Here is a 16,234-nt window from a genome sequence, read left to right on the forward strand (position 1 = left end):
GTCCGTATTTGACCAGCTTATCAGAGCAATCGACGATGGCTAGATGAAGGGCATCACTTCCACGGAGACAGAAATGCACACCATCGAAAAGATCTACATCGACGGCCAGTTCATCATCCCGCATGGGACAGAAACCGCCGATCTCTTCAATCCCTCGACCGAGGAAAAGATAGGCACGGTACGGCTTGGTGACGTGGAGGATGCCCGGGCGGCCATTGCGGCGGCCAAGCGCGCGTTTCCGGCCTTTTCCCGCAGCAGCAAAGCCGAACGCATCGCCATTCTGAAGCGCCTAAGCGCGGCAATCGCTGCGCGTAGCGAGGAACTCACTGCCGCCATGGTCGAGGAATACGGCGCTCCGCAGTATTTTACCGGCTTCTCGGTTGCAAATGCCTCGGCGACTTTTCTGACCCTCGCGAAGGTGCTCGAGGATTACGAATTCACGCAGCGCATCGGCCGCGCCGAGGTGACGATGCAGCCTGTTGGGATCGCCGCGGCAATCACCCCCTGGAACAACAACTACGGCTTCATCTGCACCAAGCTTGCGACCGCAATCGCAGCAGGAACGACACTCGTCATGAAGCCGAGCGAGATGAGCGCAATCCAGACGCAACTGCTGACCGAATGCCTGCACGAAGCCGATGTGCCCAAAGGGGTATTCAATATCGTCAACGGCCGCGGAGACGTGGTCGGGGCGGAGTTCAGCCGTCATCCCGACATCGCGAAGGTAACCTTCACTGGATCGACGGCAGTCGGCAAGGAAATCCTTCGCGTCGGCGCCGAAACGCTGAAGCGCGTGACGCTTGAACTCGGCGGCAAGGGACCGAACATCATTGTCGAAGATGCCGATCTCAATACGGTCATCCCCAATGTGCTGATGATGGGTCTGATGAACAGCGGGCAGGCGTGCGTGGCCGGCACCCGCGTTCTGGTCCCGGAGAGCAGGATGGATGAGGTGCTGGAACGGCTCAAGGACGGGATCAAGACCTTCAAACCTGGTGAACCCACCAAGGCCGAGGTGATGATTGGACCGATGGTCAGCAGCAAGCAATACGAGCGTGTGCAGTCCTACATTCAGCTTGGTCTCGAGGAGGGAGCTGAATTGCTTGCGGGAGGACCGGGGCGTCCCGAAGGCATCGATCGCGGCTGGTTCTCGCAGCCGACAATCTTCACGAAGGTCAACAACACCATGCGGATCGCTCGCGAGGAGATCTTCGGACCGGTCCTGTGCGTCATTCCTTACCGGGATGAGGAGGAAGCCATCCAGATCGCCAACGATACGAGCTACGGCCTCCAGGCCTACCTCAATGGCAGCGACATGGCTCACATGCGGGAATTGGCGGAACGCATCGACACGGGTCGTGTCGTCATAAATGCAGCTCCGCACGAGCCGCTCGCACCCTTCGGCGGCTTCAAGCAATCGGGTATCGGACGCGAGTATGGTGTGTTCGGACTGGAGGCTTTCCTGGAGCGCAAGGCCGTGCTCGCATAAGGAGCTTGGCAACCGTGGGCCGGATTCATTTCGAGGCCGGCCCACGTTGGCGATGCAGCGAAAAATCGAACCAACGTAGAAACGGTACCGCAGCGATTGCCCGCGAAGCTGTACCAAGGCTTATCCCCACACGATTTCATGAAGCTCGGCCTCGCGTTTCTTCCTCAACAAACCTCTTCCAGGAAGTCAGGCGAGACGTATCGCGGAAGTGCCAGTGTTAAATCTGTAGCACTTGATGCGGAGGCTGTAATAGCTCCAAAGCCTGCCGGCTCAATTCTCCTGAAACCGCAATTCTAGGAGAATGCACAATGGGTAATAGAGACGAATTCGCAGGCTCGATTTGTGTCGTGGGGCCGGGCGCAATCGGCATCACGATCGCCGCCCGCCTTTGCCTGGCGGGTCTCGCGCCGAACCTCGTCGCCCGTGGCGAGAGCATCGGCTTCATTAAACGAAATGGTATCAGATTGTTTGATCTGGAAGGAGAGCATCATAGTCACGTCAGCGTCGGCCGCGCTGGCGATTTCGGACCGCAGGACATCGTGTTTCTTTGCCCGAAGTCGCAAGACATGCCGGAGATGGCCAAGGATATTCAGCCGCTCATCGCGGACCACACCATGATCGTGCCGCTTATAAACGGGATTCCCTGGTGGTATTTTGACGGCGAGGGAGACCGCTGGGGCGGCTTCGACATCACCTCCGTTGATCCCGACCATGCGCTAAAGAAGCTCATTCCATCGCGTCAGGTTATCGGCACCACGACGATGATCGCCGCGGAACGCTTGCGAGTGGGCACCGCCCGCACAATCCATCCGATGCATCTGACGATTGGCGAACTGAACGATCATCCATCCAAGCGCTTGGAAGAACTCGCCGGGATATTGAGGCGCTCGGGTATCGACGTCCGCGTTGCATCACGCATCAGGGATGCCGTCTGGACCAAGGTCGTACGAAACCTAATTTCCAATCCCGTGACTGCAATTACCGGTGCAACGCTGGGCGAGAACTTTGGAGACGAACATCTCGCAGCGATCAGCCAGCAGATGCTCCACGAAGTTCTTCCGGTTATCGCCGCATACGGATCGAAGCTTGAGTTGGACCCGGATGAAATCCTCGAATCCGGGCGTCGGCTCGGAGAGGTCAAGACCTCCATGCTGCAGGATTTCGAGCGCGGCAGTCCTCTGGAGTTGGCCGCAATCTGCGACGCGGTAATCGAACTGGCCGACCGGCGCGGTATCGATCTTCCCATTGTTCGTGCGATCACCGGAATCGCGCATTTTAAAAGCCGAGATCGGCGCCGCGACGTTGCCTAACCGGCTCGATCGCGCCCCGTTTCATCATGCGGATCGGCTGTGTAGCGCCAATCTCGAGCCGATCGCGACCTCACGAATTAAGCACCAATGACATTTGAGTTTGTGGCAATGAATGCATTTTTTACGACCGTCTTCGGCACGGTGGAACTTGGAATTGTCGACGAAGTGCTCACCGAGTGGCGAAACGAACGCTTGTTGGATTTGCACGATCCCGACGTTGAACTGGCGGCCGCGATCCTGATCCACTTGTTCCGTGAAGGACACCGAACCACACCAGGGCTTCGAAACGCCGCATCCTGCCACAAGTGGCTCTCGGAACATACGTTTCGAGACATTCCCGCATACGCCTCCGTGGCGGATATGCGAACGAGTTGACTGCCTCCGGTGACCGTCGAACGGTCGAAGCCGTTTGACCGCATCGACGTGTTGTAGCAGGCCAATAGCGAGGGCGCGTACTTTACGCGCGCTGTCGGACGCGTCGCGCGGCTGCTTCGAGAAGTTCGGTCTCGAAAGAGTTGTCGCGATCGACGGTTTTGAACAGCTTGAAATTATCGGTGTAGTCGACGTTCACGCTGATCAGCACCGAGCCGGCTGTTTCGAAGGCCTTGTGCAGCGTCGGTCCGATGTCATGGCAGCGAAAGGCGTGTTCCAATCATCTCGCACGACGCGAGCGGAACCGTCCGATCTCAGCTGATAGAAAACGCCACCGAAGCCGATCATCTCATCGTCAAGATTGCTGAAAGTGCCGAGGCCGAAATCGCCATAGGTCGTCTCACCGACTTACACACTGTCCGCGAGTGCGGAAATCGTCGAGGTCTGATATCCTATTGAATGCTCCACTATCGTAGCTCGCTGGGTCACCGGCCGCGCCGAGGCACGGTGCATCGGCTCGCGGGCCTGGCCGGCGTCAACGTCGCCGACAGGCCCTACTAAATCTTCAGAATTGCTCCGCTACCCGGCCTGCGGCACGCCGATGGTTCCTACGAATTCTCTGACGACGGAGCAAAACTCCTCGGATTCTTCCATGAACAGGAAGTGTCCCGATGCAGCGAACTCGACCAATGTCGATCGCGGAATATTCTTGGCGAGAAAACGACTTGCCCGCGGCGGGCACACCCAATCATACCTGCCGACTAGCACCAGCGCGGGCACGACGATTTCCTGCAGTCGAGACCTAACGTCGTAGCTCGGGGCAATGTCATGCATAAAGTGCCGCATCATCCCGATGTCGGCGGAACAAAGGTCGAGAAGCTGCGGGACGCGATCCATATTGGCGGGTGCCGCGTAATAGGGTGCCACCTCGGTGAAGAACAACGCGATCGTCTCCGACGTGATTTCTCCGGAGAAGATTCGTGCAGCCGCTGCCAAGGCATCCGGCGACGCTCGAGATGCCAGCGGCGGAGCGACCGTCCCACCGTCGTCATCCAGCGAAGCGGTCGTCGGGCTGCTGCCGCAGAGAATGAGACCGCCGGTAAACGATGGATACTTCAGCGCGAGATGCAGGGCTACGAAGCCGCCGGCCGAATGCCCGAACACGATGGGCGAGGAAATGCCGAGGTGCCCGCACAAGGAAACGACGTCATCAGCCATCTGCTCCAAGGTACAGGTGCTGAGATCCGGCCTGCCCGATCGGCCCTGCCCCCTCAGATCGACAAAGATGATCTGCGCTATGTCACTGAGTTTGCCGAGATCCGGCCGCAGGTAGGCGTGATCGAAGCCCAGGCCTCCATGCAAAACGATGATGGAGGGCTTGGGGCTGAGCCGATTTCCCTCAATGGAGAAACCGCTGCCTTCGATATCGAAGAAAATTTCCGTGCCGTTTAATTTAGCGTACATCGCACTGCCTTGTTTTTTGGAAGACCCGTTCGAATTCTGGGGCGAGCAGATCGATCCAAGGTTTCAACGGGCCTGTATCGCACTACAGTTGCAACGACGGACCGAGGGACTGCAGGGCTCGGTGTGACCGCGGATGGGACCGGCCTACTGCCAAGCCCCGTTCGGCAATTGCCCATGATACGGAGTGTCCCGGCAGTCACCCCAGGGTCCCAACCAGAAACCCGGAGGGCACGCGCTCGGAGGATAATAGGGATCATAATAGGAAGGCTCTGCGTAAACCGGACGCGGCGGATGAGCGAGCTGCGCCGCAGCGACCGCGCCCGTTGCCAGGCCAAGCCCGTACCAGCCCGCATTGTTCCAGCCGTGCCAATGATCGACAAAGAGGGCGGCGGGTCCGCTCGCACCGTTCAAGCTTCCCTCGAGCACAGTGACATCGAAAGTCAGCGTGTCGCCTGCGAGCGCGGCGGACTTCAGCGTTACGACCGCATCACTGATATCGGATCTGCCGTTCAGCACCGAGATCGTCGCGTTCGGCGGGTCCACAGCAAAACTGTCGGGTCCCTGGTCCCACTGCTTGATGAGGTCTTCAGTCGAAAGGTGGCCGGCTGCCTGGGTGGGCCTATCGGCGAAGACGATCGAGTTTGGGGACACGCCGGTCAGAATAAGCTTGTTCCCTTCGAGCGTCGCCGCTTTTGAATCGATCACGAGTAGCGACGCCGCAGGCTCCTGTCGAGACGTCTGACCGACTATCTTCTGCGCGTGGATCTTGGCGGAGCGCTCATTCTCCATCGCCAGCGCATCCGAGGCGATAAGCCCAAACGAAATGAGCGCCAAACAAAATGCTGATTTCACTCTCATCGAAATTCTTTCTACGGGTCGTGCTACGAGCGCGCCATTGAGAGTGCGTGGACAGATGTGCCCACGCACCCTGACTTCATAAAAGTCTGCACGGTCGCCTTATGGATGACGGGTGATCAACGTACGATAGCTTCGCGGGTTTGGCGCAGAGCCTTCATCACAGTCTCGTTGAGGTTCAGATGGCCCTTTACGAGGTCTGGCGGCGTCAATGCCATCCATCGGTTCAGCGATACATCCGTGCAGAGGCGACTGTTGAAGACGTTGATCACCTTGACCGGCGTGGTGCCTGTGTTCTCGATGTAATGGCCCAGGGTACGCGGTACGAAGCCGACGTCGCCGGCGCGATAGTTGAACGTTCGTGCTTTCGACGTGGCATCGAAAACCGTCATTCGCGCTTCGCCTTCGACGTAGTACTGCCATTCGTCGGCGTCCGGATGCCAATGCATCTCCCGCATCCCGCCCGGCTCGATCTCGATGATCAGCGCGGAAAGCGTCGTTACCGGGAAGTTGCGCGCATCGATCGTCTTCACCGACCCGCCCATGTAACCGACCGCCGGGATTTCGGAGGAATGGAAGACATAGGACAAGGGCGGCGGGCTGTTGGGCAGCAGTCGGCGCACGGCATCAAGCGGTGCCGGCACCGGGAGTCGGAAGATGTATTTCTCCGATTTCGGAATGTCGGCGAAATTTTCGCTGGCGACGCCGAAATTCTTCGCAAGGACGCTCGGCGGAGTGTGCGCCATGTATTCGGTGATCAGCAGCGTCTCGTTCTCGGAGAAATTGCCGTCGTCAAACACGAGAAGGAATTCCGTTCCCACTTCAAGGCCCTGGATCGAGTGCGGCACACCGGCGGGCACGAGCCAGACGTCGCCCGGCTCGAGGTCGTCGATCGAGAGATTTCCTTCCGGATCAACAATGGTAAGGCGAGCGGTTCCCTGCAGGATATAGGCCCACTCGGCTTCCTTGTGCCAATGCAGTTCACGGACCACGCCAGGACCGAGGCGCATGTTCACGCCGGCCATGCTCTTGGCAACCGGAAATTCGCGCACGGTCACCTCGCGCGCCCAACCACCATCCTCGAGACGGTTGTGAGCCATCGCGAACGGGAATCTCAGGTTTGGCAACGAGCCGTTGTCTGTTTCCGGCGGGATCAGAACATCGGGGTTCTGCAGATCGAGCTCGATGTTGCGAGGACCGGGATCATCCGCTCCCCTGGTGCCACGGATCGGTTGAATGGTTTCGTGCTTGTTCATTGGGAATCCTCTGATTTTACGGTCTTTGGCGATGACCAAGGCCAGTGGCTGCCTGCCCTTGGTCGTGACGACACTCCCGGCAAGAGACGCAGAGTTAGGCAAGTTTGTAGGAAGCAGCGCCGGTGCCGGCGAGATTGCCGGCGTCGACGATCAGGTATTCCGGGCGGATCGGTGCGCCCTCAAGGAAGTTCTGCAGGATTTCGAGGGTACCGGCGGCATACCGAGCCTGTCCGGAGAGCGACGCCCCTGACATATGCGGCACCATTCCCTGGTGCGGCATGGTCCGCCACGGATGATCTGCCGGCGCGGGCTGCGGGAACCAGACGTCGCCGCCGTAGCCTGCGAGAGTGCCGTTTTCCAGCGCACGAACGACCGCGTCGCGATCGCACAACTTCCCGCGCGCCGTATTGATGAGATAGCTGCCAGGCTTCATCAGCGCGAACATCTTGTCATCGAACATGTGCTCGGTCGACGGATAGAGCGGCGTTTGCAGGTTGACGACATCGCAGACCTTGACGAGATCGTGCGGCGTCGCGTGATAGGCAAGATTCAGCTCCATCTCCACGGCCGGCGAAAGGCGGTGAGGATCGTAGTAGTGAAGATGGACATCGAAGGGCTTCAGGCGACGAAGCACGGCCAGGCCGATGCGGCCTGCGGCGATCGTTCCGAAATGCATGCCTTCAAGATCGTAACTGCGGCTGACGCAATCGGCGATGTTCCAGCCTCCGGAATTGGCAATCTCGTGAGCCGGAAGATAGTTTCGGACCAGCGACAAGACAGTCATGACGACGTGCTCGGCCACGCTGATGCTGTTCGAGAACGTGACCTCGGCAACGGTGATGCCGTGGTCCGCCGCGGCCTTGAGATCGACGTGATCAGAACCGATGCCGGCCGTGAGAGCGAGCTTGAGCTTCTTGGCTTTAGCAATGCGCTCGGCAGTCAGGTATGCCGGCCAGAAAGGCTGCGAAATGACAACGTCCGCGTCGGCGAGGTGACGGTCGAACTCGGAGTTTTCACCGTCCTTGTCACTGGTTACGACGAGCTCGTGGCCGTGCGAGGCGAGGTATGGCCGCAAGCCAAGCTCACCGGAAACGCAACCAACCAATTCACCCGGTTTGAAGCCAAGTGTTTCTCTTGGCGACGGCACGGTCTGGCCATTCGGATAGGCTTTGATGAAAGGGATATTGTCCCGAGCGTACTTGGGCGGATAGCCTGTCTTGGGATCCGGGAAAAGTACGCAAAGAATCTTGGCCACTGGGCTCTCCATTGGTTTCGCGCCGTTTCGGTGCCGCGAGGGCACAGGCTCTCGTTTGCAGGAGAGGCGCTTTGGCTCCACTGCAGGACAAGTCGGGGTCGGCTTTCGATTTCAATAAATGGTGCATCACCCAATCCGGATATGATCCGGGTTGGCATCGTTGCGCCTTGTTTCATCAACGATGTGAAGGTAATTCGCCGGGTTACGAACCGCATCTATACAAAGGTTTAGACGCATTAGATCGATGGATCATGCCCCACGTGCTCGCGGAATTGACGTGTATCAAGCCATGCGCTTGCAGCAGCGTCATCCAAGCGGACGTTCGCTTATCTCGCTGCGGTCGATGTATATTCTGGTCACCTACGCGGCTCTCTATCCCGCAGTTCGCTGCTCCACGTCGACGCAATTGCACATCGGATAACTCTCAAGACTATTGCGAATAGTCTTGGCCGATTTCTCTGATAGGCCTTTGTCCGGTACCGCCTAAACGTAGGTATAGATGCCCGTTCTTTGCGTCGCGAATAACATCTTCGGAGCTGTTATCGACGGAGAATTTTCATGCTGACTGGTCCGAGAATAGTGTTCCGGCACTCCTTGATGAAGGCTGCCTCGACCATCTTGATATGCGGCGCGCCGGCGTGCGGCTTTGTTGCCGAGTCCTCCCTTGCGGCCGACAGCGCTGTGGCGGGTCCCTCGACCGTTCCGGTTCAAGTCGCCAGTCCTGTGATCAGCGACGTTCCAATCTACCTGGATGGCTTGGGCGCCGTGCAGGCGTTCAATACGGTCGCGGTCAAGTCTCGCGTCGACGGACAATTGCAGAGCGTCAATTTCATCGAGGGGCAGTATGTGAAGAAGGGGGACCTGCTGGCGGTCATCGACCCTCGTCCATACCAGGCCGCGCTCGATCAGGCGGTGGCCAAGATTCAACAGGACGAAGCCGATCTGGCCAACGCTAAGTTTTTGCTCGGCAAAGACCAGAAGCTCTCGGAACAGGGGATCACAACGCAAGAGACTCTTGAGGCGCAGGAGAGCCAGGTGAGCCAGCTGGTCGCGCAGCTCGCCCAAGACAAGGCGGCCAAAGCGGCGGCTGATATTTCGCTTTCTTACACCCAGATAACGTCGCCGATCGACGGGCGCACAGGTATTCGCCTGATCGACGCCGGCAATCAGATCCAGACCACGGATTCCGGCGGCATCGTCGTGGTGACGGAGATGCAACCGATCTCGGTCATTTCAACGCTCAGAGAAGATGATCTGCCGTCCGTTCAGCAAGCGCAGAAACAAGGTCCTGTCGAGGTCGAGGCGCTCAGCAGCGACAAGTCGAGCAAGCTGGCGACCGGCCACCTTTCCCTGATCGACAATGAAATCGATCAGTCCAGCGGGACAATCCGCATCAAGTCGGAGTTCCAGAACGCCGATAATGCATTGTGGCCCGGCCAGTTTGTCACGCTCAGGCTCCGGGATCGAACTCTCTCAGGCGCGCTGACCGTGCCGTCATCCGCTCTCCAGCGGGGAACCGATGGTTTCTACGTCTACGTCGTCAATCCAGACTCCACCGTTTCGGTCAGACAGGTCTCTCCCGGGCCGATTGAAGACGGCAAAGCGGCCATCACCACCGGGCTGGCGGCATCCGACAAGGTCGTGACCCAAGGCCAGTATCGGCTGCAGGAAGGAACGAAGGTTTCCTTCACTCCCATCCAAACTTCCACAACCTCCGCAAGCAAGGTGAACTAGCCGATGTCGATCAGCTCTTGGTTCATTCAAAGGCCCATCGCGACCTCGCTGTTGATGGCCGGACTTTTCGCCGTGGGGGTTGCAGCATATCCCTTGCTGCCGGTCGCCCCCCTGCCCCAGGTCGACTTTCCAACGATCCAGGTTTCGACGCAGCTTCCGGGCGCGGACCCCAAGACCATGGCGTCTTCGGTGACGCAGCCACTGGAACGACAGTTCGGGCAAATTCCCGGCGTCACCCAGATGACATCAAGCAGCACGCTCGGAAGCAGCTCGATTACCCTTCAGTTTGACCTGTCCCGCAATGTGGACGGCGCCGCACAGGACGTCCAGACAGCCATCAACGCTGCCGGCGGGCAATTGCCGACAGGCCTTCCATCCCCGCCCACCTATCGCAAGGTAAATCCAGCCGACCCACCGGTCATGGTCCTCGCTCTCACATCGAATACGGCACCCCTGACGCAGGTGGATGACTTCTCCGAAAGCATCCTTTCACAACACATCAGCCAGCTCAGCGGCGTTTCGCAGGTTCTGGTGTTTGGTCAGCAAAAGCCAGCCGTGCGGCTGCAGATCGAGCCACGCAAGATCGCGGAGCTTGGCCTGGGACTGGAAGACGTTCGCACAGCAGTGACGGCTCTCACCACCGACTCCCCGAAGGGAAGCATACAGGGCAAAGAGCGAACCTACACCCTCTACGACAACGATCAGATCCTTCAGGCAGCTCCCTGGAACGACGCAATCGTTGCCTACAAGAACGGCGCGCCGGTTCGCATCCGCGATATCGGGCAGGCCGTCGATGCCGCGGAAAATACGCAGCTCGCAGCCTGGTCGAACGGAAAGCCCGCGATCCTCCTCGCGGTGTTCAAGCTGCCGGGCGCCAACGTCATCGACACGGTCGAACAAATCAAAGCTGAACTGCCTGGCCTGCAGCTGCTTGCTCCCGCTGATATTCATCTCGATATTCTGAGCGACAGGACAGTCACCATCCGGGCTTCGGTGCTCGATGTCGAGACGACGCTGATGATCACCGTCGCCTTGGTGGTGGCCGTGATTTTTATCTTCCTTCGAAGCTTCTGGGCCACGGTCATCCCGAGCGTAACGGTACCGCTGGCGCTCATGGCCACGCTCGCGCTGATGTATGTGGCCGGCTTCAGCCTGGATAACCTGTCGCTGATGGGGCTGAGTATTGCGGTCGGATTCGTGGTCGATGACGCCATCGTCATGATCGAGAACATCCAGCGGCACATGGAGATGGGAAAGACGCCTTTTCGGGCCGCGCTCGACGGGGCTCAGGAAATCGGGTTCACTATTGTTTCCATCAGCATTTCGCTGGTCGCGGTGTTCATCCCGCTGCTCTTGATGGGTGGCATTGTCGGCGAACTCCTCAGGGAATTCGCGATCACGGTCACGATGACCATCATTGTTTCGGCTCTCATCTCGTTGACAATCACCCCGATGATGAGCTCGCGGTTCTTGAAACCTGAGAACAAGGCAGCGCATGGCCGCGCCTATCTGGTCTTCGAACGCGGTTTCGATCATTTGCTGTCTGGCTATCGGCGATCGCTGGACGTAGCACTGCGCTATCATCGCATCACCTTCGCGATCTTCCTCGCGTCGCTCGGTGCAACGGCATTTGTGTTCATCCAGATTCCCAAGGGCTTTTTCCCGACCCAAGATACCGGCCTGATCACCGGCGTCCTCGAAGCCTCGCAGGACATATCCTTCAAGAAGATGTCGCAGCTTCAGCTTGAAGCCGACCGGATCGTCCGAAGTGATCCGGCAATCGCCACCGTCGGCATGCAGGTTGGTGGCGGCGCGGGCTCAACATTGAACGTCAGCCGTATGTTCATCACCCTCAAGCCGCTCGACGAGCGGGACGCGTCAGCGACTGGCATTATCGAAAGACTGCGCCCGAAGCTGGCGCGGCTGGAAGGCGCACAGCTCTTTCTGCAGGCGGCCCAGGATATCAACGTTGGGGGACGAAGTGCTGCGACGCAGTTCCAGTATACCCTCCAGGACGGCAATCCGGCGGAGTTGAATGATTGGGCAGACAAGCTTCTGGCCAAATTCAAGACCCTTCCGGAACTCGCCGACGTCGCGACCGACCAGCAGAACGGCGGGGCCACGGTGACGTTGCAGATCGATCGAGATCAAGCCTCTCGGTTCGGCATCCCGCCTCAGCTGATTGACAGCACGCTTGATGACGCCTTCGGCCAGCGGCAGATCACCCAGTATTTCACCGATCTCAACAGCTATCATGTCGTGCTTGAGGTGGCTCCCGAGTTTCAGCATTCGCCGGATGCGATAGACAACCTCTATCTGAAATCGCCGCTGACCGGACAGCAGGTTCCGTTGAATCAGTTGGTAAAGCAAACGACCGAGCCCAATGCCGCGCTGGCCGTAAACCACCAGAGCCAGTTTCCGTCGGTAACGCTGTCCTTCAATCTGTCGAAGGGTACCGCCCTCAGTCAGGCTGTCGCGGCGATTTCCCGGGCCGAACACGAGTTGAACAAGCCAGCAACGCTCATCAGCACGTTTCAGGGCAATGCGCAGGCCTTTCAATCTTCGCTTGCAACAGAACCCGTTCTGGTTCTTGCAGCTCTCATCGTGATCTATCTGATCCTCGGAGTTCTCTACGAGAGCTACCTGCATCCGCTTACAATTCTGTCGACCCTGCCGTCAGCCGGATTGGGTGCTCTCACCATGCTTTGGCTGTTCGGATTCGACTTCACAGTGATTGCGCTCATTGGCGTCATTCTCCTCATCGGTATCGTGAAGAAGAACGGCATCATGATCGTGGATTTCGCGATCGAGGCACAGCGACAGTCCGGATTGTCACCCGAGGATGCCATTCGGCAGGCATGCCTGCTGCGCTTCCGGCCGATCATCATGACAACCGCAGCTGCCATTCTCGCGGGCGTTCCTCTGATGTTGGGTCACGGAACGGGATCGGAGCTGCGCCAGCCTCTGGGTTACGCAATCGTTGGCGGTCTGCTGATCAGTCAGATGATGACGCTCTACACCACGCCAGTCGTCTATCTCTATCTTGAGCAACTGAGCTCGATGTTCAGACGGCGCGGATCCGTGGAGACTCCCACCGAGGCCGCCCGATAGCGAAAACGCGCAGTCGCGCCCCTAGGCCAACAACGCGTCGATCCGTTTTCCTCGATTTCAGGAGACCTACAAAATGCAACTCAAACAATTTCGGAAGAACTTACGGCTCGCCCTGGTCCCGGTTTCGCTTTCCGCGATATTCCTTCTGGATATCCTGGGACCGTTCGATCCGGTGATCACCGTTCTCTACATTCCCGTCATCGTCATATCGACGCGAATTTTCCCGAAGGGCATTGTGACCTATCTCGGTCTTGTGTGCGTGGTCCTGACCTGCGCGAGTTTCGTGCTCGGACACGTCGAAGGCTTCGACAAGGTAAGGCTCGGGCAGTTTGCCGCGATCCTGCTTGCAATCACGGCAACCACCTCGTTTGCCGTATGGCTTCCAAACTCGAACCGGCTAGGCGAATAGGCGTAGCGTTTGCGGGGCTGCAGATATCGAGAACGCCTGTCTTCAAGACCGGAACAAAAAGGGCCGACGTAGCATTTGCGCTAGGCCGGCCCGACATTGCCAGTTTAAGCAGCCGCGAACGGCACAGCCACGAAGGTCTTGTTTTCGCCGCGCTGTATCAGCAGCAGCACTGACTTCTTTTCGTCCTTCGCCGCGGTCGCAACCGCGCTCTTGGCTTCACTGGCATCGTGTACAGCCTTGCCGTTGACCGATACGATGATGTCACCGGCTTTGAGGCCTGCCTCGGCCGCCGGCTTATCGGGCGCGACATCCGCTACAACAGCACCTTCGACATCCTCGGAGACACCGACGCGCTCGCGCACCTGCGGTGTCAGGTCGCCGAGCGATACTCCGATCCGCGGACCGGTCGGCGCTGCTTTGTCGTCGGCCTTGAACGACGCCTTCTCCGGCTTGCCGTCGTCGTTTCCGCCGATCGCAACGTTCAGGTCGAGACTCTTTCCGTCACGCCAGACCGTAATGGTCTGCTTGTCGCCAGGCGAGAGATCCGCGACGAGCCGCGAGAGGTCCTTCGGCGTGGAGACTGTCTTGTCGCCGACAGCGGTAATCGCATCGCCCTGCTCGATACCGGCGCGGGCCGCGGGAGAACCCTTCGTCACGTCAGCAACCAGTGCTCCGGCCGGCTTTGCCAGCCCGATCGCATCGGCAACGTCCTGCGAGACTGGCTGGATTTGGACACCGAGATAGCCATGGTCGATGGAGCCGTTCTTTTGGAGCTTGGCGACGATCATCTTCGCCTGATCGGCGGGAATAGCGAAGCCTACGCCCACGCTGCCGCCGTTAGGCGAGTAGATCGCCGTGTTGATGCCGACAACCTTGCCGTCGCTGTCCACGAGCGGACCACCCGAGTTGCCATGGTTGATCGGTGCGTCGATCTGGATGAAGTCGTCATAGGGACCACTATGCAGGTCCCTGCCGCGGGCGGATACGATACCTGCGGTGACCGTCGTCCCGATGCCAAACGGGTTGCCGATAGCAAGCACCTGATCGCCAAGTCTCAGCTTGTCGGAGTCACCCCAAGCTACGGTCGGAAGCTCCTTCTTCGCGTCCACCTTGACGACAGCGAGATCGGCCTTTGGATCAGCGCCGACGAGCTTGGCGGACAGTTCAGTCCCGTCATCCAATGTCACCTTGATATCCGTGGCATTCGCGATCACGTGGTTGTTGGTCACGATGTAGCCGTCCGGGCTGATGATGAAGCCCGATCCGAGCGCCTGTGCGCGCTCGCCGGATTGCGGACCGGGAGCCTGTTGAGGCACCGGAATGCCCTGCTGTTCGAAGAATTGCTTGAACTGCTCCTGCATCTGCGAATTGTCGTCGCCGTCTTGCTGGGCCGGCGCTTTCATCGTCGTAACGATCGTCACGACAGCCGGCTTGTCGGCATCGACGACCGAGGAAAAGGAATTGCCGGCAGACGATCCCGAGATCGAAGCGCTTGCCGGCGTGGCGAACGCCGACGACGTTTCAAGAGCGAGCGGAATGGAAGCAGCGCCAACAACAAATGCTGCACCGAGAAGGGCCACCGACCGGCGGCGTTTGATAATGTTCGTCACGATATCAGTCCTGAGAAGAGTTGCTCAAACCGCGTGAATTCGTAACTCATCGCGTGGACTAGATATGAAACTACAAGTACGGATTTACAAATTAAAGGTTAGTTACATTCTCATTGCGAATATTTAATACATTACTTCCAGTTAATACTTTGAAGAACGCTCCAACGACTGCCTTCCAGCCGAGCACTGCCCTCCAGCAGGATCGCATGAAACGGCCGTATCGACCACCAGCGCTGTCATTGCCAGCAAACCGACGCAGGCAAATCCGAGCGAGGCAGCGACGCCTACAGACGAAACAAAAATCGTTCCTCCGATGACCCCCGTTATGAACGAGATCCATGAACATCCGTGCACGCGTGCATGTGACCAACTGGCCGACTTCTTGAACGCGTGACCGATGGCCTGGCCGAAGCCGAACAGGGCTCCGGTAATGAACCCCTTGCCGACGTCCGTGCCCGAGACATTCTGGTGCATGACATTTTGCATCCCCATCGTCAGCCCGATGAGCAGCAAGGCAGGAGTGCCAAACCCGATAGCCGCCAGAAAGGCCGAAACGCAACAGAGCGCGATCTCACTCAAAATGAGAGCGAGAAGAGGTCTCTCAAGGGCATCAGATATCAGCGTTCCTATCGCGGAGCCTGCTACGAACGCAGAAATCACATAGAACGCCTGGAGGACATCGCTCCATTTTGCCTGTGCAAATGACATGCCCAAATGCGTGCTGTTCCCACTCATGAAGGACACATACAGATGATTGAGTTGCTGATACCCGATGGCATCCAGGAAACCTGCAATTGCGGTCGCGATTGACGCAAACAGCATCGGCTTCGACGGGTTTTCTCGACTCAGTCTTTTTAGCAGCGGGAGGAAAGTGCTTCGCATGGTCGGATGCTACTCGTCAGATGGTGACACTGGCAGAGCTGCTCAAGCCGCTCTTTGATCCAAGTGGTGGTCAGTCAGGGCAAACATCTGATCGGAACGGCAGATCATCGCGATTGTAAAACCATTCAGGATAGCACTCATCCTCGTCATCGAAGTTGTCGATAAATCCGTCGCCGTGGCGGAACCGGCGCGTAATGCGATGGGTGCGGCTGAGATCGCCGCCTTGATACCCGATGTGATCTCCATCGAATCCTTCACCGCCGTCGCGACCGTAACCATGTGAGCGATCGCCGCCGCCGAAGCCGCCTTCATGTCCGCCACCGTGGTCACCATGGGCGATCGCAGTGGTCGATATCAGGCAGGGAGCAGTGAGCGCCATCAAGGCAACTAGGATGACATGTGTCAGGCGCTTGGGCATGGAGCGTTCCTTTTGAACGGCGACAAGAAGACGGCTGCAATCCACCGCAATCTAGCTCTTGCCGGCATG

General features: G+C 58.5%; 14 protein-coding genes and 1 pseudogene. 6 read left to right on the forward strand and 9 right to left on the reverse strand.

Features of this window, described 5'->3' with window-relative positions; genetic code table 11:
- Positions 1-73 precede the first annotated feature (73 nt).
- The 3 genes from ASE04_RS21770 (at position 74) to ASE04_RS21780 (ending at position 3,174) form a co-directional block, all read left to right on the forward strand.
- Positions 74-1,489, forward strand: a complete 1,416-nt coding sequence (locus ASE04_RS21770; RefSeq protein ID WP_056821859.1) for an aldehyde dehydrogenase family protein — start codon at positions 74-76, stop codon at positions 1,487-1,489.
- Positions 1,490-1,797: 308 nt separating this feature from the next.
- Positions 1,798-2,799: a ketopantoate reductase family protein gene (locus ASE04_RS21775; RefSeq protein WP_056821863.1), complete on the forward strand. Its 1,002-nt coding sequence runs from the start codon at positions 1,798-1,800 to the stop codon at positions 2,797-2,799.
- A gap of 108 nt (positions 2,800-2,907) precedes the next feature.
- Positions 2,908-3,174: a hypothetical protein gene (locus tag ASE04_RS21780; RefSeq protein WP_056821864.1), complete on the forward strand. Its 267-nt coding sequence runs from the start codon at positions 2,908-2,910 to the stop codon at positions 3,172-3,174.
- Between the two features lie 82 nt (positions 3,175-3,256).
- On the opposite strand, the gene ASE04_RS31070 is transcribed toward ASE04_RS21780, so the two are convergent.
- From ASE04_RS31070 to ASE04_RS21805, 6 genes and pseudogenes are all read right to left on the reverse strand, one after another.
- Positions 3,257-3,451 carry a hypothetical protein gene (locus ASE04_RS31070; RefSeq protein ID WP_056821865.1) on the reverse strand — a complete coding sequence of 65 codons (195 nt, stop codon included), beginning with the start codon at positions 3,449-3,451 and terminating at the stop codon, positions 3,257-3,259.
- A gap of 20 nt (positions 3,452-3,471) precedes the next feature.
- Positions 3,472-3,519 (reverse strand): annotated as a pseudogene (locus ASE04_RS31750) (hypothetical protein); the annotation flags it as partial.
- 231 nt (positions 3,520-3,750) lie between these two features.
- Complete coding sequence (locus ASE04_RS21790) at positions 3,751-4,635, reverse strand: alpha/beta fold hydrolase (RefSeq protein ID WP_056821866.1); 885 nt, start codon at positions 4,633-4,635, stop codon at positions 3,751-3,753.
- Between the two features lie 144 nt (positions 4,636-4,779).
- The gene (locus tag ASE04_RS31755; protein ID WP_244490470.1) at positions 4,780-5,493 is read right to left on the reverse strand and encodes a hypothetical protein; all 714 of its coding nucleotides are present in this window, start codon (positions 5,491-5,493) and stop codon (positions 4,780-4,782) included.
- 116 nt (positions 5,494-5,609) lie between these two features.
- Positions 5,610-6,746 carry an oxalate decarboxylase family bicupin gene (locus ASE04_RS21800; RefSeq protein WP_056821868.1) on the reverse strand — a complete coding sequence of 379 codons (1,137 nt, stop codon included), beginning with the start codon at positions 6,744-6,746 and terminating at the stop codon, positions 5,610-5,612.
- 94 nt (positions 6,747-6,840) lie between these two features.
- Positions 6,841-8,001 carry an NAD-dependent formate dehydrogenase gene (locus ASE04_RS21805; RefSeq protein WP_056821869.1) on the reverse strand — a complete coding sequence of 387 codons (1,161 nt, stop codon included), beginning with the start codon at positions 7,999-8,001 and terminating at the stop codon, positions 6,841-6,843.
- A 558-nt stretch (positions 8,002-8,559) separates the two neighbouring features.
- Here ASE04_RS21805 and ASE04_RS21810 point away from each other — a divergent pair.
- From ASE04_RS21810 to ASE04_RS21820, 3 genes are all read left to right on the forward strand, one after another.
- On the forward strand, positions 8,560-9,735 hold the full coding sequence (locus ASE04_RS21810; RefSeq protein WP_056821870.1) for an efflux RND transporter periplasmic adaptor subunit: 1,176 nt from the start codon (positions 8,560-8,562) through the stop codon (positions 9,733-9,735).
- 3 nt (positions 9,736-9,738) lie between these two features.
- Positions 9,739-12,846, forward strand: coding sequence for an efflux RND transporter permease subunit (locus ASE04_RS21815; protein ID WP_056821879.1), 3,108 nt, complete (start codon positions 9,739-9,741; stop codon positions 12,844-12,846).
- A 73-nt stretch (positions 12,847-12,919) separates the two neighbouring features.
- A complete protein-coding gene (locus ASE04_RS21820) occupies positions 12,920-13,255 on the forward strand; it encodes a hypothetical protein (protein ID WP_056821881.1) in 336 nt (111 codons plus the stop codon).
- 104 nt (positions 13,256-13,359) lie between these two features.
- On the opposite strand, the gene ASE04_RS21825 is transcribed toward ASE04_RS21820, so the two are convergent.
- The 3 genes from ASE04_RS21825 to ASE04_RS21835 form a co-directional block, all read right to left on the reverse strand.
- Entirely contained in the window at positions 13,360-14,865 is a 1,506-nt protein-coding gene (locus ASE04_RS21825) for a DegQ family serine endoprotease (protein ID WP_056821884.1), read from the reverse strand.
- A gap of 141 nt (positions 14,866-15,006) precedes the next feature.
- Positions 15,007-15,747, reverse strand: a complete 741-nt coding sequence (locus ASE04_RS21830) for a YoaK family protein (protein WP_082597431.1) — start codon at positions 15,745-15,747, stop codon at positions 15,007-15,009.
- A 70-nt stretch (positions 15,748-15,817) separates the two neighbouring features.
- Positions 15,818-16,165 carry a hypothetical protein gene (locus tag ASE04_RS21835; RefSeq protein ID WP_056821890.1) on the reverse strand — a complete coding sequence of 116 codons (348 nt, stop codon included), beginning with the start codon at positions 16,163-16,165 and terminating at the stop codon, positions 15,818-15,820.
- Positions 16,166-16,234: the final 69 nt, after the last annotated feature.

The organism is Rhizobium sp. Root708 (assembly GCF_001429725.1).
GTDB lineage: Bacteria > Pseudomonadota > Alphaproteobacteria > Rhizobiales > Rhizobiaceae > Rhizobium.